The organism is Apibacter sp. ESL0404 (assembly GCF_019469245.1).
Lineage (GTDB): Bacteria > Bacteroidota > Bacteroidia > Flavobacteriales > Weeksellaceae > Apibacter.
This window is the reverse complement of the sequence record NZ_CP048267.1, coordinates 1797073-1817872: the sequence shown is the minus strand read 5'-3', so window position 1 is coordinate 1817872 and position 20800 is coordinate 1797073. Positions and strand designations below refer to the sequence as shown.

Here is a 20800-nt window from a genome sequence, read left to right as displayed (position 1 = left end):
TAATTGATTTATATATATTTGTTAGGTAAACAAAAATTATATTTTGAATTAAATAATATTAGAAATTATGAAGAATACATTAAATATTATCTTGCTTTCATCAGCCTTTAACGGATTAACTCAAAGAGTCTGGCTTTCATTGAAAGAAGCAGGATATCAGGTTAGTTTTTTACTTTTTACCACAGAACAAGAGGTTATAAATTCAATCGAAACTGCCCATCCGGACCTTGTTATTTGTCCTTTTTTAAAAGATAGAGTGCCTGAAGTTCTTTGGAAAAATGAGACAAGACCTATCATAATTATCCATCCGGGTATTAGAGGAGATAGAGGAGCCTCCTCTTTGGACTGGGCAATTTTAAAAAATCTTGACACATGGGGAGTAACTGCTTTACAAGCCGTAGAAGAAATGGACGCCGGTCCTATTTGGGCAAGTCATGAATTTAAAAAACCTGCTTTAATACGAAAATCAGAGCTTTATAACAATTTTGTAAGTGATGCCGCTATAAAATGTATTTTTGAGGTTATTGATAAATTTATAAATAAAGAAAAACCTACCCCGTTAGATTATAATAACGAAAACGTAAAAGGAAGGTTAGAGCCTAATATGAAGCAATCAGATCGTCATTTTGAATGGACTAGTTCAGCAAAAGATATTTTAAATATAGTAAATTCAGCAGAAGGAATACCCGGTGTATTAGCAGAAATAGAAGGTGAAAAATTTTATATATATGATGCATATTTGGATCATCGTGAAGGTGAAGCGGGAAAACTTTTAGCCCGCCGTGAAGATGCAGTTTTAATTGGAACAGGAGAAAAAAGTTTATGGATTGGATCGTTAAAAAGAGCAGCTAAAAACCAATTGCCCTTTAAACTACCGGCTGTACAAGTTTTAAAAGAAAAAGCAGAAAGTCTAAAAGATTTAACACTTTCATTGTACGATATGGTTTTATCTAATGAGGAGTACAGTACAATACATTATTCCCAAAAAGGAAAAATAGGAGAGTTAACCTTTAATTTTTACAATGGTGCCATGAGTACCCAACAATGTGAAAGGATGATAAAAGCTATTCAATTTGCTAAAGAACAGGAAACGAATGTGTTGATAATTAAAGGGGGATACAATGCTTTTTCCAATGGTGTACATCTTAATACGATAGAAGCAGCAGAAAATCCGGCAGAAGAGGCTTGGAAAAATATACATGCTATAGACGATGTATGTTTAGAACTTTTAGATACGAAACAATGGGTAATTGCCGGTTTGACAGGAAGTGCCGGAGCGGGAGGAGTAATGTTAGCTTTAACAGCTGATTTTATAGCTGCCAGAGATGGAATAATACTAAATCCTCATTATGCCACGATGGGATTATACGGTTCAGAATATTGGACATATACTTTGCCTAAACGGGTGGGAGAGCAACAAGCTAGAAAATTAACCGAAGAATGTTTACCCATAAGTGTAACCAGGGCATTAGAGATCGGATTAATTGACTCTATAGGTCCCAGGGAAATAAACAATTTCAATGAATGGTTATGGGTACAAGCTAAAGAATCAGAAGAAGTAAATAAAAAAGCCTTAAAAAAACCTTTTGATTCGGAAAAAGCAGCTGAGTGTAGAAAGAAAGAATTAGAAGAGATGAAAGAAGATATGCTTTACGACCGAAATTCTTTTTCTGTAAAAAGAAATTGTTTTGTGCTTAAAAAAAGAGCTTGTAATACTCCGGATCGATTGATCGCCAATTGGGCAAGAGTTAAACAAAATAAGGAATAATAAAAAACCATCTCAATTGAGATGGTTTTTATTGAGGCTTCGAGCGGATTCGAACCGCTGTACAAGGTTTTGCAGACCTCTGCCTAGCCACTCGGCCACGAAGCCGTTTTGTTGGATTGCAAATCTACAATTTTTTTTGAATTAAAATTAAAATCTAATAAAATTTCTTTTTAAAAGTTACTTTTACATGATCTAAATTTACATGTAGAGGAGGGTTTACCTTTGCAACAGAGACTTTTACAGCTTTTACCTTTTTACATTGAAATTTAATTTCTCTTATAATTCGATTGGCAACATGTTCTAAAAGATTAGAACGAATAGCCATTTGATCTTTAACTATTTGTGCAACAATTCCGTAATTAACAGTATCATTAAGCTCATCAGATCTTCCGGATTTTTCTAAGTTTAACCGTATTGTCACATTAACTATATAAAAGGAACCAATTTTAGCTTCTTCTTCTAAGCATCCATGATAGGCGTAAATTTTTATATTTTTTAATTTTATTTTTTGCATTTAAAAAAGTTGTTTAGCAATTTTTCTTATATTTTCAGATCTTCCCATTGAATAAAAATGAAGTACGGGAACTCCTTGCTTCATTAATTCCTTGCATTGACTAACCGTCCATTCTATTCCCACCTCATACACTGCTTTGTTATCCTTACATTTTTCTACGGCCATAACTAACTCTTGAGGCATATCTATGTGAAAAATGTTTGGAAGAATATTCAGATGTTTTTTTATAGATACGGGCTTTATGCCGGGTATGATCGGTACAGTAATTCCGATATTTTTACACTTCTTTACAAACTCAAAATATTTAGTATTATCATAAAACAGTTGAGTAACAATGTAATCAGCTCCGGCATCAATTTTTTGCTTTAAATAATTTAAATCCGTATCTAAATTAGGGCTTTCAAAATGTTTTTCAGGATATCCGGCTATGCCAATACAAAAATCAGTAGCTCCATGAGCGTATTCTTCATGAAGATATTTACCTGAATTCATGTTTTGAACTTGAGACACCAGTTCATTAGCATATGAATGTCCATGGGAGTGTGGTTTAAATATACCCTCACTTTTGATAGGATCTCCCCGTAAAACTAAAATATTATCAATACCTAAAAAATTAAAATCGATAAGAATATTTTCAGTTTCTTCTTTATTAAACCCACCACATATTAAATGAGGCACTGCGTCAACTTTATACTTTTGTTGAATTGCAGCACATATACCCACTGTACCGGGACGTTTTCTTGTAACAATTTTTTGTATCAATCCATTAGGTAACTCTCTATATTCGTATTCTTCTCTATGATAGGTTACATCAATGAAAGGAGGATTAAATTCCATTAAAGGATCAATATTGGAAAATATATTTTGTAAATCTTCTCCTTTTTTAGGCGGGAGTATTTCGAAGGAAAATAAAGTTTTTCCCTTTGCATTGGAAATATGTTCTGTAACTTTCATATTAATTATTTTTGTTCAAAACAGGCCATTTTATTAGAAGATGAAAAATATTTTTAGTTGTTATTATTATCATTTATAGTTTATTCATTATAATTATAAAGCACTTTCATTAAAAGAAAAGGGTAGTAAATCAGCACATTGGTTAAATTTAATTACTTTTCCTTTCAAACCGGTAAAAAGAAATTCAATAGGCATTTTTTGTCTGAATTCGTATTCAATAAGTACTTGTCTACAGGCTCCGCAAGGAGAGACAGGAATGGAACTATTATCATCTTTTCCGGCAACTACAGCCATTTTTATTATTTTAGCAGACGGATAATTTGCTATAGTATAAAAAATAGCGGTCCTTTCTGCACACAAACCACTGGGATAAGCGGCATTCTCTTGATTGTTACCTGTTAAGATTTTACCATTATCTAATAATAAGGCGGCTCCAACTTTAAAATTAGAATAATTGGCATAAGCAGAATTACGGGCTTCTTTAGCCTTATTAATTACTACTAAGTCTTGGTCGGAAAGATCTTCCCATTGGGAGTACTCTTCATATTTTAGATCTAAGACTTTAATCATGTTTAATACTTATTAAGTGCACCTAAGTTACTAATAAATTATAAAAATGGGTAAAATAATTATCCTGTATGATCTATTTGCTAAAACAAAAATTATTTATAAGAAAGAATAGATTTCTCTTTCTGCAAAATGAAAATGAGCTTCAATCGCTGCATTTTCGTCGCTGTCTGATCCATGAATAGCATTTCGTTGTGTGCTTTCCGCATATTTTTTGCGGATGGTACCTTCTTCTGCCTGATCGGGATTGGTAGCACCGATTAACTTTCTAAAATTTTCCACAGCATTTTCCTTTTTTAAAACAGCTGCAATTATAGGTCCGGAGGTCATAAAATTCACTAAGTCCTCAAAAAAAGGTTTGCCCTGATGTACTGAATAGAATCTTTGGGCATCTGCTAAGGTGAGGGAGGTTAATTTTAAAGCAATGATACTAAAACCGGCTTCAGTAATATCTTTTAAAATAGTTCCCGTTAGCCCTTTAGAAACAGCATCGGGTTTTATCATAGTAAGAGTAAAATTAGACATAAAAATATATATTTAAAAAAGTTAAGCTAAGTAATAATAAAATAAAGTTAAAAAAAAACACTCAATTCTGTAAAGAATTGAGTGTTTTTTAATTAAATATTTTAATCTCTTAAGCCAATAATGATACCGGATTTTCAAGATACATTTTAAGAGTTTGTAAAAACTGAGCTCCGGTAGCACCATCTACTACACGGTGATCACATGCCAATGATATTTGCATTGTGTTACCAACCACAATTTGTCCGTTTTTCACTACCGGTTTTTGTATGATAGCTCCTACGGATAAAATACATGAATTCGGTTGATTAATAATTGAATTGAAAGATTCCACTCCAAACATTCCTAAGTTAGAAATAGTGAAAGTAGATCCGTCCATTTCATTAGCTTTTAATTTTTTATCTCTAGCTCTTCCGGCTAAGTCTTTTACTGCTGATGAAATTTGAGTTAAAGATAAGTAATCGGTGTTTTTAATTACCGGAACTACTAATCCATCTTCAACTGCTACGGCAACTCCTACATTTATATTTCCACGGTGGATAATTTTAGTATCGGACCAAGTACTGTTAATTTGCGGATGTTTTCTTAAAGCAATTGCAACGGCTTTAATTACAATATCGTTAAAAGATACTTTGGTATCAGGAAGGCTATTGATAGCTTTTCTAGCTTCCATAGCATTATCCATATTAATTTCAAATACCAAATTGTAATGAGGAGCAGTAAATAAACTGTGGCTAAGACTTTTAGCAATAGCATTTCTCATGGAAGAGTTTGGAGTTTCAGTGTCTACACCCGGAGTTATTTGCGGAGCAACCGGCGCAGATTTAGCTGAAGAGGCAGAAGCTGTAGTAGTTGAAGCTGTTGGAACAAAATTTTCAACATCTTTTCTAATAATTCTTCCATTGTCTCCACTTCCTTTAATTTGATCTAGGCTAATTCCTTTTTCTTTAGCAATTTTCTTTGCTAAAGGAGAAGCGAATATTTTACCGTTTCCGGATGAAACTGTATTAGCTTCAGAAGAAGGTTTAGAGTCATTGGATGCGACAGCTGTCGGCTCAGAAGCAGCAGGTTTAGAAGTTGTAGTAGAAGCAGCAGTGCCTCCGGCAATAATTCCGCTAACATCCGTACCTGCAGGTCCTACGATAGCCAATAAAGATTCAATTGGAGCAGAATCTCCTTCTTTTACTCCTTGGTATAATAAAACTCCGCCGTTACCATCGTATTCAAAATCTTGAACCGCTTTATCTGTTTCTATTTCAGCAATAACATCGCCTTCTTTAATGGTATCACCAACCTTAACATTCCATTTAGAAACTTTACCTTCAGTCATGGTATCACTAAGTCTAGGAACTTTGATAATTTCCACATCTTTAGGGATTTCTACAGAAGCAGAAGGGGTAGAAGTTGTATTCGTATTGCTAGAGTCGTTATTAGTTGTTGGTTCAGAAGATGAAGAATTGCTGTTAGTACCTCCAATTAATGCGTTGATGTCTTCCCCTGCTTTTCCGACAATAGCTAAAAGAGAATCCACCGGTGCAGCATCACCTTCTTTAACTCCTTGATATAAAAGGATACCATCATCACCATCATAATCAAAATCCTGAACAGCTTTATCTGTTTCAATTTCTGCTAAGATATCGCCTTCTTTTACAGGATCTCCTACTTTTAGGTTCCATTTAGATACTTTTCCCTCAGTCATGGTATCACTCAGACGAGGCATTTTTATAACTTCAGCCATAATTTGGTTTTGATTCGTGTTTTTATTGGTTTTCTAATTTATCTAAAAAAGGATAATTTGGCTCTGAATATATATATTTATATAATACGTCATCATCAGCGTAAGGAGCATCTTCTGCAAACTTACCAACTTCATTCATTTCATCCTTTATTCTTTTATCTATTTCATCTAATTCTTCGATGCTTGCCCAATTATTAGATAAAATTTTATGTTTTACGAATAGAATCGGGTCTTCTTTTTTGTGTTCTTCCACCTCTTCTTTCGTTCTATAAGGCTCAGCATCAGACATAGAGTGTCCTCTGAAACGATAAGTTCTTGCTTCAAGGAACGTAGGACCATCTCCTCTTCTTGCTCTTTCAATAGCTTCGTAAGCTGCTTCTGCAACTGTCTCAGGATTCATTGCATCCACCGGAGCGCATGGCATTTCATACCCTAGTCCTAATTGGTAAATATCCAAATTATTAGTAGTTCTTTCAACTGATGTACCCATAGCATATTGATTGTTTTCACAAACAAATACTACCGGTAATTTCCAGTTCATAGCCATATTGAAAGTTTCATGTAGAGTACCTTGTCTTACTGCACCGTCACCCATGTAGCAAATAGTAACCGCGTCGCGTTCAAAATATTTATCTGCGAAGGCTATACCGGCACCTAACGGGATATGACCACCTACAATACCATGTCCACCGTATACATTGTGCTCACGGCTGAAAAGGTGCATAGATCCACCCAATCCTTGAGATGAACCGGTGGCTTTACCGCATAATTCAGACATGGCTACTTTAGGATCCAGCCCCATGGCTAACGCATGAGCATGACAACGATAAGAGGTTATAATCTTGTCTTTGGTTATATCCATTGCATGAGTAAAACCTGCTGCAATTGCCTCTTGGCCATTATATAAATGCAAAAAACCTCTGATTTTATCTTTTAAATATAGAGAACGAGCTTTGTCCTCAAATCTTCTCCACATAGTCATATCCTCAAACCACTTGAGGTATACTTCTTTACTAAATTCTTTCATCCTTGTACAATTTGACACGCAAATTTACATCAAATACTATGAACTAACAAAATTTAGATTTTATAAGTTTAAATACTTATATCATGATTATTTATATTAAATTATTTATAATAATAAATATTTATTTTTATTTAATGCTGATTTAATAATTGAGTATAATAATTTACTCATATTATTGTTTGTTTTATTTTTATTTAGTAGAAATATTATTTGTCTAATTTTTCAATGCATTAAATTTCATTTCGATATATATCTGATCATTTAAAAGAATTATTATAGAAGTTATAGTTATGAAAAAACTATTCATTAAATAAAATTTAATCATTTGATTAAATCAAAAATTTAAATATATTTGCATTAAAATATATTTAGTGGTATAAAAAATGCAATACGATTGCAATGAATAAGTTATAAAATTGGAAATGAAAATCAGGATATGGTCAGAGATGTGTCAACAGAGCAAAAAATTAAGGAGGCGGCAAAGCGCGTTTTTCAAAAAAAAGGTTTTGGTTTAACCCGTACCCGAGATATAGCAAAAGAGGCGGGTATCAATTTGGCTCTGCTAAATTATTATTACAGAAGTAAAGAAAATTTATTTGAAATAGTGATGCAGGAGAGCATAGAAGAAATGTTTTCTTATCTGGAACATATAATGAATAATAAACAAACAACCTTGTCTGAGAAAATAGATGCAGGAGTCTTAAGATATATAGAAGGAATGTTCAAAAATTCAAATTTGCCTCTTTTTTTATTCAGTGAATTACAGGCTAATCCACAACATCTTTTTGATAGGGTTAAAATTCCTGAAGGTTTTATTCAAGATACTTATATGTTCAAACAGATCAATGCGCAAATAAATAAAGAAAAGTTGAATTTTACAGCTATACATTTTTTTATAAATCTAGTTTCCATGTCTATTTTTCCGATAATAGGGCAACCCTTTATAAAATATGTAACTAAAATGGATGAAAAAAGTTTTGCAGATTTCATCGAACAACGAAAAACTTTAGTTCCAATCTGGTTAAAGTCAATGTTAAAGCTAGTATAATAATGAGATTATGAAAACTAAAACGTATATTTTTTTACAAGTATGTTTACTTCCTTGTCTATTGTTTTCACAGTTATCGGTAATAAATCTGGAAGAATGTCAGGAAAAAGCAAGAGAAAATTATCCGTTAATTAAACAATATGATTTAATTTCTCTAGCCGAAGACTATACTTTGGATAATTTGGCAAAAAATTACTTGCCGCAAATTTCTCTCGGTGGACAGGCTTCTTATCAAACTCAAGTAACTAAAATACCCATAAAGATTCCGGGTTACAATATTCCCGAAATGGATAAAGATCAATACAAAATAACTTTAGATGTTACACAATTGCTATGGGATGGAGGAGCAACGCGATCTCAAAAAAAAATTACCCAAGCGAATTCAGATTTTGAAAAGCAAAAGCTTGAAGTAAACTTATATACTGTAAGGGAAAAAATTAATCAATTGTATTTTGGAATTCTAACGATTGACAAGCAATTAAATCAATTGGATGTTTTAAACTCCGATTTACAAACCAATTATAACCTGGTTAGTGCCATGCTAAAAAATGGCGTTGCCATGGTATCTGATTTAGATTTGGTTAAAGTGGAATTATTAAACACCGATCAAAAAAAAATTGAACTTACCACTTTACGAATGGCTTATATAAAAATGCTTTCTTTATTTATACATGAAGAAATAAGTCAAGGAGTTGAACTGAAACTTCCGGACAAAAGTATCAATTTTGATCAAGAGATTTCTCGTCCCGAATTAAGGATGTATGATAAGCAAAATTTAGTATATGAAGCCAAAGAGAGTACGATAAAAGCTAAAAATATGCCTAAATTTTCACTTTTTGCTCAAGGAGGGTATGGAAAACCCGGTTTAAATATGTTGAACTCAGATTTTAAAACGTATGCTATTGGCGGGGTGCGTTTAAGTTGGAATTTTGGAAACTTATACACAAAGAAAAACGAATATCGATTGTTAAAAAATGACAGGAATTCACTTCAATCTCAAAGAGAAACCTTTTTATTTAACACCCATGTTCAGCTTACCCAAATTCAGAATGAAATAAATAAATATGAACAATTGATGGTAAAAGATGATGAAATTATTCGGTTAAGGAATAGTGTTAAAAAGGCCGGAGAGAGTAAGTATAAAAATGGAATTTACAATATGAATGATTTAATCGGAGATATTAATGCAGAAAATCAGGCACGAGTAACACAGTCTATACATGAAATGCAATATTTACAAAGTATCTATAATTATAAATATACACAAGGAAATTAGAACTATGAGACAGTTAATAATATTTACCCTGGGAACGTTTATGTTCCTGTTATCTTGTAATCGAAATAAATTTGAGCATGATGCGTCGGGAACGTTTGAAGCAACTGAAGTGATTGTTTCATCGGAAGCTAACGGTAAATTGGAATCTTTTCAATTAACGGAAGGAGATCAATTGGCCAAAGGACAATACGTTGGATATGTTGACAGCATCCAGCTGTATTTAAAGAAAAGACAATTATTAGCTACCAATAAAGCCATACAGGTAAAAAGACCGGACATATCCGTCCAAGTTTCTTCCATAAAAGAACAGATTGCGAAAGCTGAATTTGAAAAAAGAAGAATTCAAAGATTATTGGCAGATAATGCAGCTACTCAAAAACAACTGGATGATGCGAATTCACAAATTGAAGTTCTTAAAAAATCTTTAAATGCGCAAGAAAATTCACTTTCAACATCGGTTAACAGTCTCAATGAAGAAAGTAACACCAATACAGTTCAAGTATCCCAAATAGAAGATCAATTAAAAAAATGTAAAATTATTAATCCAATTCAGGGTACTGTTTTAAACAAATTTGTTGAAGAAAAAGAAGTTGTTACTCAAGGTAAAGCACTCTATAAAATTGCAGATACTAAAAATTTATTTTTACGAGCATATATAGTTTCAGAACAATTAGAAAAAATTAAAATAGGACAGAAAGTTAAAGTATTTATAAATATTTCTGAAGATAAACAAAAATCCTATCCGGGCACTATTACATGGATATCCGATAAAGCCGAATTCACTCCAAAAACCATTCAGACCCAGGATGAGCGTCAAAATTTAGTGTATGCGGTAAAAATCGCAGTAACAAATACTGACGGACTTATTAAAATAGGTATGTATGGTGATGTAGATTTTTGATAAATTCTATTTTCATTTTCTATAAGTAAACAAGGCTAAATTATAGTGAAGATATAAAAAAAGATAATGAGTGTTATTTCCATACAAAATATTTCAAAAACCTATACAGGGAAAGTTCCGGTTGAAGCTTTACAAGATATATCTATTGAAATTAATAAAGGAGAATTATTTGGTTTAATAGGTCCCGATGGAGCTGGAAAGACCACTCTGTTTAGAATATTAACTACCTTGTTGGTAGCGGATAAAGGAAAGGCATTTGTAGATGGATTTGATGTAAAGAAAAACTTTTTACAAATACGGGAAAGAGTCGGGTATATGCCCGGTAAATTTTCGCTTTATCAAGATTTAAGTATTGAAGAGAATCTTAATTTTTTTGCTCGGGTATTCAATACAACGGTAGAAAAAAATTACGATTTAATTAAAGATATATATGTTCAAATCGAACCCTTCAAGAAGAGAAGAGCAGGTAAACTTTCGGGAGGAATGAAACAAAAACTAGCCCTATGTTGTGCCTTAATACATAAGCCTTCGGTTTTATTTTTAGATGAGCCGACCACAGGAGTAGATCCCGTATCCAGGAAAGAATTTTGGGATATGTTAACCCGACTTAAACAACAGGGAATTACTATAATGGTTTCTACTCCTTATATGGATGAAGCAAGTTTATGTGATAAGATTGCGCTAATTCAAGAAGGAAAAATACTTTCTGTCAATACTCCTAAGCAGATTACGCAAGAATATCCGTATAAATTATATTCGGTGCGATCTGATAATAATTATAAACTTCTTCAGCAATTACGCAAACAAAAAGAAATAAACAGCTGTTATATATTCGGAGAATATTTGCACGTGACATTTAAAAATGAAAAGGTTACGATAGAGGGAGCTGAAGTAAAAGAAATTGAACCGGGAATCGAAGATTGTTTTATTTATTTAATGAATAAAAATGAAAACCATAGTAACGAAAGAGTTAACTAAAAAATTTGGCGATTTTATTGCAGTCAATCATATAAGCTTTGAAGTATCAAAAGGTGAAATTTTTGGTTTTTTGGGAGCAAACGGTGCAGGAAAAACAACAGCCATACGAATGCTTTGTGGATTGTTATCTCCCACCTCAGGGGAAGGAATTGTTGCAGGATACGATATTTACAAAGAGTCGGATAAGATTAAAAAAAATATCGGATATATGAGCCAAAAATTTTCGTTATATGAAGATTTAACCATTAAAGAAAATATGCGATTATTTGGTGGTATTTATGGAATGAGCACTAAAGATATTAAAGTAAAAACGGAACAATGCTTAGAGGAACTTTCCTTAGAAACAGAAAGGGATGTTTTGGTTAAATCTTTACCCTTAGGAATTAAGCAAAAAGTTTCTTTTGCAGTGTCGACCTTTCATTCTCCTGAAATTGTTTTTTTGGATGAACCCACCGGAGGAGTAGACCCCATAGCAAGACGTACTTTTTGGGAAATGATTTATCAGGCTTCCAATAACGGGATAACCATTTTTGTTACAACTCACTATATGGATGAAGCAGAATATTGTAATCGGGTTTCAATTATGGTCGATGGTAAAATTGAAGCATTGGATACGCCTGCGGGACTTCGTCATAAATATCATGCGGAAACAATGGATGAAGTTTTTCAAATATTGGCAAGAGGAGCAAAAAGAGAATAGATTTTAACTAAATAAAGGAAAAAATAAGAATAGGGCATGAATCAATTTTTTAGTTTTATAAAGAAAGAAATCTTTCACATCACCCGTGATTTTAGAACTATGCTTATGCTTTTAATTATGCCTATAGCACTTCTTATGATATTTGGGTTTGCTATTACGACAGAAATTAAAAATACCTCTTTCATTGTATTAGATAATTCTAAAACCATCCAATCCATACAACTTATAGAACAAATAAATGCCAGTAAATATTTTGACCTTACAGGCTACCTGGACAAATTAGAACAGGTTGAACAACGTTTTCGCCTAGGAAAAGCTAAATTGGCGGTGGTTATTCCTCAAGGATTTGATAAAGACTTGTATCATCAAGGAACTAGTGAAGTTCAACTTATTGTAGATGCATCAGATCCTAATGAAGCATCTACCATAGTTAGCTACTTGCAACAAATTATATCGGAATATCAAAAACAACAAATGAATAAAGCGAGTTCAGGATCTTATGTAATTAAAAGTCAGGTTAAAATGCTTTATAATCCACAATTAAAAAGTGCGTATAATTTTGTGCCGGGAATTATGGGATTGGTTCTTATGTTAATTTGTTCAATGATGACATCTATTTCCATTGTAAAAGAAAAAGAACAAGGAACTATGGAGATATTATTAGTTTCTCCGTTAAAACCCATAAGCATCGTATTAGCGAAAGTGGTTCCTTATTTCCTGATCTCCATTATTGACGTTTTTTCTATATTAATTATATCTGTTACCATCTTGGAAGTGCCTATCGAAGGAAATTTACTTTTACTTCTTTTTCTATGTACAATTTTCATTCTATCAACCTTATCGTTGGGGATTTTAATTTCATCCATAACGGAAACCCAACAAGCTGCCATGTTAATTTCGGGCATGGGATTATTGCTTCCCACATTGTTGCTTTCTGGATTAATATTTCCCGTAGAAAATATGCCCTTACCGCTTAGAATAATATCAACCATTTTACCCGCTACCTGGTTTATTACTGCCGTTAAAGATGTAATGATTAAAGGGCTTGGTTTTTTTGCTATCTGGCAAGAATGTCTGATACTTATTGGTATGACTCTTTTCTTATTAGTGGTAAGTATCAAAATGTTTAAAAACAGGTTATGAGAACATTAAAATTTTTATTAGAAAAAGAATTTCTTCAAATATTCAGGAATAAAACTATTTTGAGATTGGTATTTTTTATGCCTGTTTTTCAATTATTAGTATTGCCATGGGCAGCCACATTTGAACAGAAAAATATTTTATTAAGCATAATAGATAACGATCACAGTTCGGCTTCCAGAGAATTGATACAAAAAGTAATTTCATCCGGCTATTTTAAATTGGCCAATTATTCAACGTCTTATTCAGATGCATTGAAGATCGTCGAAAAAAATGAAGCAGACTTGATTTTAGAAATTCCCCATAATTTTGAAAATACCTTTATAAGAGAAAAATCAACCGATGTTATGCTTTCGGTAAATGCCATAAACGGACAAAAAGCAGGTTTAGGGTCTTCGTATTTAGGACAAATCTTAGCAGCTTACAATCGGGAACTGGTTAGTCAGTCTCAAAGTTCGGGACAAATTATTGTTAAGCCCTATTATATGTATAATACAGAAATGAATTATCGAATTTTTATGGTGCCCGGTATTTTGGTTATGCTACTCAGTATTATAGGCGGGGCGCTTTCTTCCTTGAATATTGTTAAAGAAAAAGAAGCAGGAACCATTGAGCAAATCAATGTTACTCCTATTCCAAAATATATTTTTATTATAGGAAAATTGATTCCTTTCTGGGTTATGGGAATGTTTATACTAACTGTTGGTATGCTAATAGCCTGGTTGGTATACGGGTTAGTTCCGGCCGGTCATGCTATAATAATTTATATATTTTGTTTTTTCTACCTTATTGCATTTACCGGATTTGGGTTAATAATTTCAAATTTTTCATCTACGCAACAACAGGCCATGTTTGTGTTGTTTTTTATTATAATTATATTTTTCTTATTGGGCGGACTTTATACTCCGATAAGCAGTATGCCCAGATGGGCGCAAATCGTTACCATGTTTAATCCGGTACGTTACTTTATTGAAGTGATGAGGCTGGTTTATATGAAAGGAAGTACGTTGGCTGATATCTCTCATCAATTATATATAATTATTATCTTTGCTGTAGTGTTGAATGTAGGTGCAATTGTAAGCTACAAAAAAACAAATTGAGAGTCTGAAAGAGTTATTTAAAGGCATAGAACATGTTCTTTATAAGTTTCTTAAGCATTATTTTTGACATTAATAAATTAATGAAACAACATATACTTTAAATTAAAAGTAATGAAATCTAAAATCATAAATTCTTTTTTTTGGGGAAATTCGGTTGCTCTTTCCTGGTTGTGGGGATTAGGACTGTTTTTTTCCGTGCAAATAACTTATTTATTCGGTTTAACAGGTCTATTGGGTTTTGCTTTGTTAAACTCAATCGGATTATTTTTATTTGGTTACGGTACTCAAAAAATTGCCAATCGGGATAAAGGACAAGAATCATTAGAACGTTTTTATAAAAAATGGTATAAGCCGTTTCGCCTCAGTTTATATTTATATCAGTTATTGGCAATTACGTTAACCGTTTTTGCTACTGTAAAATATTTGTTTATTCCTTTGCTTACTTCTTATTGGCCGGGCTGGGATGATGGGGGAAGTATATTACAAATTTTTTCTTTATTACTTGTGGTTTCATTGGTTATTTCTGCTTCCTGTTTACTGGGTGAAGAATTTTCGATTAAATCTATTAAATACTGGCATCTATTAATTGGAGCAGTTTTATTAGTCATAATTGTTTCCTTATTATCTTATTTACAACCTAAAGAAATATACAATTATCAAGCATGGGTAAAAAGTGAAACTCAAAAACCTATTTTCATAGGCTATATGGTAGCCATTTTTGTTGGTTTTTTTGTAGGGCCTTGGCTGGATTTACAACAATGGCAGCGAGCTATACAAATGAGAAAAGAAGAAACCAATATATGTACCGGATATTTTTTCGGATCCGTTATATTTTTTTTCCTGCTTATTTTTCATGGATTAATGGCAAGTTTTGTTTTTAACAGTAATTGGTTTAATCCGAATATGGCATCGATTGGATTGGGAGGTATAAAATACGGTCATGAGCAAATTGTAAATTATATGATCCACTTTCAATCTACACTTCCCGAATGGGTTCCGCTGTCATATTATTTATTTATAGTATTCGCAGTATTAACAACTTTAGATAGCGGATATGTTTCTACTCGGTGGTTTGTGAAAGAAGTTTCCAAAACCAGTAATAGTCCTGTTTTATCCATTATACCTAAAGGAATTGCAGATTCTCCCATCCCTACCTATATTTTGGCGGGTTTAATTACGATATTCTCTGTATTGGCAAATTTTGAATTGGAATATTTTATGGTATTTTATGCCACTTTTTTTGTGGCTTATGCCTCATTAGGTATAGCGCGTTGTTTTGTACCCAATTCGCAGCATTCTTTACCTCAAGTGAAACTTTTTTCGATTGGAGCACTTTCATTAGTAATATTTGCCGGAGGTTATTTTATGCAAATGGCCGTATTGATGATAATAGGCTCAATACTTCCAATACTCTATGTGTTTTGGTTGGTTTTAAATACTGACTTACTACGAGTCGTGAAAGAGAAAGTTGAAGAAGTGATAGATGCTGCGTCAGAAATTCCTGTATTAAAAAATTTATCTAAAGCAACTCATACAGCTATTAATGGGAAAACCTTGGAAGTTAGCACGGGAAGTCATTTTGAAGGTAAATGGTTTGTGCATTCCTTTATGGCAACCTATGCTGATACCAACTCAGTTGGAAATGTTTATTTTGGAGTTTATGCTCTTTGGGTTGGAAAGACGCGCGAATTATTTTTTAATTATGTATTACCCGATTTTAATTTAAAGGATACTACCTATTTAATATTAACACGATCTTTTGAACACAAATATATTACTGAAACTCGAGAATTCGAACGGATAAGCGTAAAAATACGAGCTTCGGAATATAATCGAAAGATTGCCACTTTGGAACATCAAGTTTTCGATTCCGCCGGAAATTTATTGGGTAAAGGAAAACAACAATTGATATTTGTTTCTCCTAAAGATTACCGATTATTGGATATTCCTCCTGAAGTTATAAAAGCTTTTATGCCTTATATGTAATTTGATACATCAAAGAATTTCTTAACTATTATAAGGTTGTGACTAATTTTAGTTCAAGCTTTAAAAGAATATAAAATTAATTACTTAAAACAGTAGAACCTAAAAAAGCTGTATCAAAAAATGATAAGTTAATATTCAAAAAAATTTACTCATCCTTATGCCGAAAATGTCTTTTTCAGTATTTACAAAATTTATCCTACATTCATTGTAAATGGATAATAATATTTAATATATTACGAGTAATGAGACAGTAATCGGCTAATTGTCAAAATACTAAATTTATATATTTAACGTTTTTGATAAATTTAAATGAAAATAATAGGTTATAGCCTACTTATTACTTAGCCTTTCTGAACATTTTCTTCTTCCAACAACTTTTTTTCTGCTTCTTCAGGATCAAACTCTCCTTCCCATCGGGCAATAACAGCAGTAGCTAAACAATTTCCAATAACATTTACCGTAGCACGAGCCATATCCATTAACGTATCAATTCCTAATATCATTAAAATGGGCCATTCTTGCAGATTAAAAGTACTTGCCGTACCCATTAAGATAACTAAAGAAGCACGAGGCACTCCGGCTACACCTTTGCTGGTTACGATTAAGGTAAGTATCATAATTAATTGGGTAGTAAAGGATACATGAACCCCGGTTGCTTGAGCTACAAATATAATAGCTAAAGATAAATATAAAGTAGTTCCATCTAAATTAAAGCTATACCCGGTCGGCATTACAAAAGCAATCACTTTTCGAGGAACGCCGAGTCTTTCCATCGCAATCATGGCTTTGGGTAGAGCAGCTTCTGAACTAGCCGTTGAAAAAGCTAAAAATGCCACATCTTTGATTTCTTTAATGAATCGTTTTATAGGCATTTTTATAAGTAAAGCTATCGGAAGGAATACGATGAGAACAAATACGATGAGAGCACCATATAGAGTTAATAACAACTTAATAAGTGGGATTAATGCATCCAGTCCCATATGTGCGATAGTATAAGCCATAGCGCCCAAGACACCAAAAGGAGCAAAATACATGATGATATTAGTGAATTTAAACATCGTATCGGCAAGACTGTCTGTAAAATTTACTAAATACATTCGCTTTTCTTTGGTTACCATTATAAGGGCTACTCCAAATAAGATACTAAATATGACGATTTGTAATACTTGCCCTTCTGCGACAGACTTTGCTATATTTTCAGGGAAAATATGCAGTATAATATCCTCCCAAGATTGAGATGCTACTTGTGGTAATTGTTCATGGGCTATATTTATTTTTTTCGTTCCTACTCCTGCTTGAGTGAGGTTAATGGCTGCTAGTCCGATAAAAAGCGCAAAGGTAGTAACTATCTCAAAATAAACCAGAGATTTCCAACCCATTCTACCTACTTGTTTAATATCTGAATGACTGGCTATACCATGAACTAGGGTTGCAAAAATCAAAGGAGCAATAATCGTTTTTATCAGTTTAAGAAATACTTTACTTAATATATCGAGTTTTCCGCTAACCCCCGGAAAATCATACCCTAAACAAGCACCAACTAGTAACGCTACAAAAATCCATATGGTTAAATTTTTCTTTTTAAATGCAAAGATGATAATAGAAATAATAAATAACCAACGACAAGCGAAAAAAAGATTTTCCGGAATAACTCCAAAAAAGAAGTTAACCAGATACAGTGCGCCTGTAATAGTAATAAAAATAAAAGGGAGTATATTAAAAAAACGAGATATATTCATGTAAGTTTATGATTTTTTATAAAATTTTACGAAATTATTACCCATTTATAGATAATAATTTAACAAATATATTAAAATAAAATTTTTTATAAAAACTCTTACATGAATATTAGCATTTTATTTATCCTTTTTAACAATAAATTTATTACGTAAAATTTCTAAAATGGCAGGCAAAATAGATACTACAATAATTAAAATCATTAATAGAGGTAAATTATTTTTAACCCATCCAATGTTGCCTACAAAATATCCCAAGAATAAGAAAATAAACACCCATACAACGCCTCCTATAATATTATAGGAAATAAAGTATTTATAACTCATACGTCCCATTCCGGCAACAAAAGGAGCAAAGGTTCTAACAATAGGAACAAAACGAGCTAATATAATGGTTTTGCCTCCGTGTTTTTCATAAAATTCATGAGTCTTTTGAAGATAGCTTTGCTTAAATATTTTAGAATTGGGATTACTGAATAGTTTATGTCCAAAATATTTTCCTATCTCAAAATTGACCGTATCTCCAATAATAGCTCCAACCACAAATAATAGGGCTAATAAATAGATGCTAAATTCATCACTGGAAGCAGCAAGAGCTCCAGCGGAAAATAATAAAGAATCACCGGGTAAGAAAGGGGTAATTACTAGTCCGGTTTCACAAAAAATTATTAAAAAAAGAATGGCATAAACCCAATTTCCGTAGTTGCGCATTAATTCATCTAAATGAACATTTATATGAAGAATAAAATCAACTAAATAGTGTAAAGTTTCCATGAATAATATTGATACTGTTTATTTTAATAAAAACTAATAAAAAATAGTAAAATTTTTAAATTAAGATTGCAAATATAGTAAAAACGATCAGGTATGTTAAATGAAATAAAAAATAAAACACTCTACCATAATTCTTTTTATGTAATGACAAAATGTCGTTAATAAATATTATTTAATTCAAAAATAAGACAAAATGACATTATTTGAAAATTTGCTTTTTATCTAAAAGGTTTTGTTTTAATAAATTACAATTTTTTTTAAGTATTTGGTCTGTAATTTGAAAATCATAAAACATAAAAATCTTAAAAAAATAAATAAAAGTTATGGCAGATTTAATTAAAAGCAACAACAAAAGTTTTGGAAATTTATTAGATGAATTTTTCACAAATGCTCCTGCATGGAATAGAGCAGAAGTAAAATTTCCACCTGTAAATATTTCTGAAGATAAAGCCAATTTTGAAGTGGATTTATACGCTCCGGGATTGAAAAAAGAAGATTTTAAAGTTAATTTAGAAAAAGGATTACTAACGATTAGTTATGATAAAAAAGCTGAAACGCATAATAAAAAATCTCACAGAACTGAATATTACCAGTCCAGCTTTAAACGTAGTTTTACATTAGATGACAGTAATATAGATGCAGCCAAAATACATGCTACCTATCATGATGGAGTTTTAAAATTAGTTTTACCTAAGAAAGAACAAACAGAAATTGCACCTAAACAAATTGAAGTAAAATAAAATTTTACTTATATATTTACCTATCAATATTTATAGTTAGTTAAAGGGGTTAAAGTTTCATGCTTTAGCTCCTTTTTTATGGGTTGTAGCGTGGAAATAAATCTATAAAAAGAACATTCATAAATCCCATTATTTGGTAAGAGGTATTATTCGAGGTGTATAGTTTGAAGCCAATTCACTAAAAAGCTTAATATGTTCAGGAGTCGTTCCACAACATCCACCCAAAATATTCACCAGTTGATTTTCCAAATATAATTGAACTTTTTCAGCCATCATTTCCGGCGTTTCATCATATCCGCCTAAAGGATTGGGTAATCCGGCATTAGGATAGGCGCTAACGTAAAAAGGTGCTTTATTAGCCAATATTTCCAAGTATTGAAAAAGTTGTTCAGCACCCAAAGCACAGTTTAATCCAATGGACAATAAAGGTAAATGTGATAAAGAAACTAAAAAGGCTTCCGTGGTTTGTCCGGATAATGTCCTTCCCGCCGCATCAGTAATTGTGCCTGAAGCCATTAGGGGAAGTTTTTTGCCGGTTTTATCGAAAGCTTCTTCAATACCAAAAAAAGCAGCCTTAGCATTTAAAGTATCAAAGATAGTTTCAACTAAAAGAATATCCGTTCCGGCTTGAATAAGAGATACTGCTTGTTCTTTATAAATTTCCGCTAAATAATCAAAATCTACCTCACGGTAAGCAGGGTCATTAACATCAGGAGAAATAGAAGCGGTTTTTGAGGTCGGGCCCATGGAACCGGCAATAAAAAGAGGTTTTGTTCCATTTTTGTTCCAATATTCCTCTCGGGCCTGTTTAGCTACTTGAACAGAAGCAAGGTTAAGTTCATGTACCCAATCTTGCATATCATAGTCAGTCATGGAAATTCGGTTCGAATTAAATGTATTCGTTTCGATAATATCAGCTCCCGCCTCAAAATATTCTAAATGAATATTTTTAATAATATCCGGTTGTGTAATGGACAACAAATCATTATTTCCCTTTAAATCTGTTTTCCAATCCCTAAATCTAGCGCCTCTATAATCTTCTTCATTTAATTTAAAACGTTGAATCATGGTTCCCATGGCTCCGTCCAAGATCAGAATCTTATGTTTAATGAGTTCTTCTATTTTCATGTTACAAGTTACCTTCATACAAAAATACATAAAACATTATAAGTTTCTTAAAATTAGAATTCTTATAAACTATTTGTGTGTACACTTGCAATTAAAACAGATAAATACAATTGAATAAATAAAAAGGATCGAAATGAGAAAATCAAGAGTAGTTTACGAGCAAAAAAAACAGACTGAATTTAAATTCAGTCTGTTTTTTACTA

Annotated in this window: 19 protein-coding genes and 1 tRNA gene; 10 read left to right on the top strand and 10 right to left on the bottom strand. The window is 32.2% G+C overall.

Translation table 11 applies throughout. The features are described from left to right. Window positions 1–67: 67 nt before the first annotated feature. Window positions 68–1768, top strand: a complete 1701-nt coding sequence (locus GYM72_RS07730) for an enoyl-CoA hydratase-related protein (protein WP_220263998.1) — start codon at window positions 68–70, stop codon at window positions 1766–1768. Window positions 1769–1802: 34 nt separating this feature from the next. On the opposite strand, the gene GYM72_RS07725 is transcribed toward GYM72_RS07730, so the two are convergent. The 7 genes from GYM72_RS07725 to pdhA form a co-directional block, all read right to left on the bottom strand. After that, window positions 1803–1873: transfer RNA gene (locus GYM72_RS07725), tRNA-Cys, on the bottom strand. Between the two features lie 49 nt (window positions 1874–1922). Then, window positions 1923–2282: a dihydroneopterin aldolase gene (folB, locus tag GYM72_RS07720; RefSeq protein WP_220263997.1), complete on the bottom strand. Its 360-nt coding sequence runs from the start codon at window positions 2280–2282 to the stop codon at window positions 1923–1925. Next, entirely contained in the window at window positions 2283–3236 is a 954-nt protein-coding gene (gene metF / locus GYM72_RS07715; protein WP_220263996.1) for a methylenetetrahydrofolate reductase [NAD(P)H], read from the bottom strand. A gap of 93 nt (window positions 3237–3329) precedes the next feature. After that, the gene (gene cdd, locus GYM72_RS07710; RefSeq protein ID WP_166004545.1) at window positions 3330–3806 is read right to left on the bottom strand and encodes a cytidine deaminase; all 477 of its coding nucleotides are present in this window, start codon (window positions 3804–3806) and stop codon (window positions 3330–3332) included. A 96-nt stretch (window positions 3807–3902) separates the two neighbouring features. Further along, window positions 3903–4328, bottom strand: coding sequence for a nucleoside-diphosphate kinase (locus GYM72_RS07705; RefSeq protein ID WP_160557025.1), 426 nt, complete (start codon window positions 4326–4328; stop codon window positions 3903–3905). 109 nt (window positions 4329–4437) lie between these two features. Beyond that, a complete protein-coding gene (locus tag GYM72_RS07700; RefSeq protein WP_220263995.1) occupies window positions 4438–6063 on the bottom strand; it encodes a 2-oxo acid dehydrogenase subunit E2 in 1626 nt (541 codons plus the stop codon). A 22-nt stretch (window positions 6064–6085) separates the two neighbouring features. Further along, a complete protein-coding gene (gene pdhA, locus GYM72_RS07695) occupies window positions 6086–7090 on the bottom strand; it encodes a pyruvate dehydrogenase (acetyl-transferring) E1 component subunit alpha (protein WP_160541812.1) in 1005 nt (334 codons plus the stop codon). 436 nt (window positions 7091–7526) lie between these two features. On the opposite strand from pdhA, the gene GYM72_RS07690 reads away from it, so the two are divergent. From GYM72_RS07690 to GYM72_RS07655, 8 genes are all read left to right on the top strand, one after another. Continuing rightward, entirely contained in the window at window positions 7527–8138 is a 612-nt protein-coding gene (locus tag GYM72_RS07690) for a TetR/AcrR family transcriptional regulator (RefSeq protein ID WP_220263994.1), read from the top strand. A 10-nt stretch (window positions 8139–8148) separates the two neighbouring features. Further along, a complete protein-coding gene (locus GYM72_RS07685; RefSeq protein ID WP_220263993.1) occupies window positions 8149–9414 on the top strand; it encodes a TolC family protein in 1266 nt (421 codons plus the stop codon). Between the two features lie 4 nt (window positions 9415–9418). Continuing rightward, window positions 9419–10315, top strand: coding sequence for an HlyD family secretion protein (locus tag GYM72_RS07680; RefSeq protein WP_255571476.1), 897 nt, complete (start codon window positions 9419–9421; stop codon window positions 10313–10315). Between the two features lie 66 nt (window positions 10316–10381). Next, complete coding sequence (locus GYM72_RS07675) at window positions 10382–11293, top strand: ABC transporter ATP-binding protein (protein WP_220263991.1); 912 nt, start codon at window positions 10382–10384, stop codon at window positions 11291–11293. Further along, the gene (locus tag GYM72_RS07670) at window positions 11262–11993 is read left to right on the top strand and encodes an ABC transporter ATP-binding protein (RefSeq protein WP_160557031.1); all 732 of its coding nucleotides are present in this window, start codon (window positions 11262–11264) and stop codon (window positions 11991–11993) included. Before GYM72_RS07675 ends, GYM72_RS07670 begins: the two co-directional genes overlap by 32 nt. 36 nt (window positions 11994–12029) lie before the next feature. Further along, complete coding sequence (locus tag GYM72_RS07665; protein ID WP_160564482.1) at window positions 12030–13136, top strand: ABC transporter permease; 1107 nt, start codon at window positions 12030–12032, stop codon at window positions 13134–13136. Continuing rightward, window positions 13133–14233, top strand: coding sequence for an ABC transporter permease (locus GYM72_RS07660; protein WP_220263990.1), 1101 nt, complete (start codon window positions 13133–13135; stop codon window positions 14231–14233). The genes GYM72_RS07665 and GYM72_RS07660 overlap by 4 nt, the downstream gene beginning before the upstream one ends. Window positions 14234–14344: 111 nt before the next feature. Next, complete coding sequence (locus GYM72_RS07655) at window positions 14345–16219, top strand: thioesterase family protein (RefSeq protein ID WP_220263989.1); 1875 nt, start codon at window positions 14345–14347, stop codon at window positions 16217–16219. 341 nt (window positions 16220–16560) lie between these two features. On the opposite strand, the gene GYM72_RS07650 is transcribed toward GYM72_RS07655, so the two are convergent. Continuing rightward, window positions 16561–17958: a dicarboxylate/amino acid:cation symporter gene (locus tag GYM72_RS07650; RefSeq protein WP_220263988.1), complete on the bottom strand. Its 1398-nt coding sequence runs from the start codon at window positions 17956–17958 to the stop codon at window positions 16561–16563. Between the two features lie 117 nt (window positions 17959–18075). Continuing rightward, on the bottom strand, window positions 18076–18729 hold the full coding sequence (locus tag GYM72_RS07645; RefSeq protein ID WP_105296649.1) for a DedA family protein: 654 nt from the start codon (window positions 18727–18729) through the stop codon (window positions 18076–18078). 323 nt (window positions 18730–19052) lie between these two features. On the opposite strand from GYM72_RS07645, the gene GYM72_RS07640 reads away from it, so the two are divergent. Next, window positions 19053–19469: an Hsp20/alpha crystallin family protein gene (locus GYM72_RS07640; RefSeq protein WP_160564476.1), complete on the top strand. Its 417-nt coding sequence runs from the start codon at window positions 19053–19055 to the stop codon at window positions 19467–19469. A gap of 129 nt (window positions 19470–19598) precedes the next feature. Here the strand turns inward: GYM72_RS07640 and GYM72_RS07635 are convergent, their stop codons facing one another. Then, on the bottom strand, window positions 19599–20597 hold the full coding sequence (locus GYM72_RS07635; RefSeq protein WP_220263987.1) for a homocysteine S-methyltransferase family protein: 999 nt from the start codon (window positions 20595–20597) through the stop codon (window positions 19599–19601). Window positions 20598–20800 lie beyond the last annotated feature (203 nt).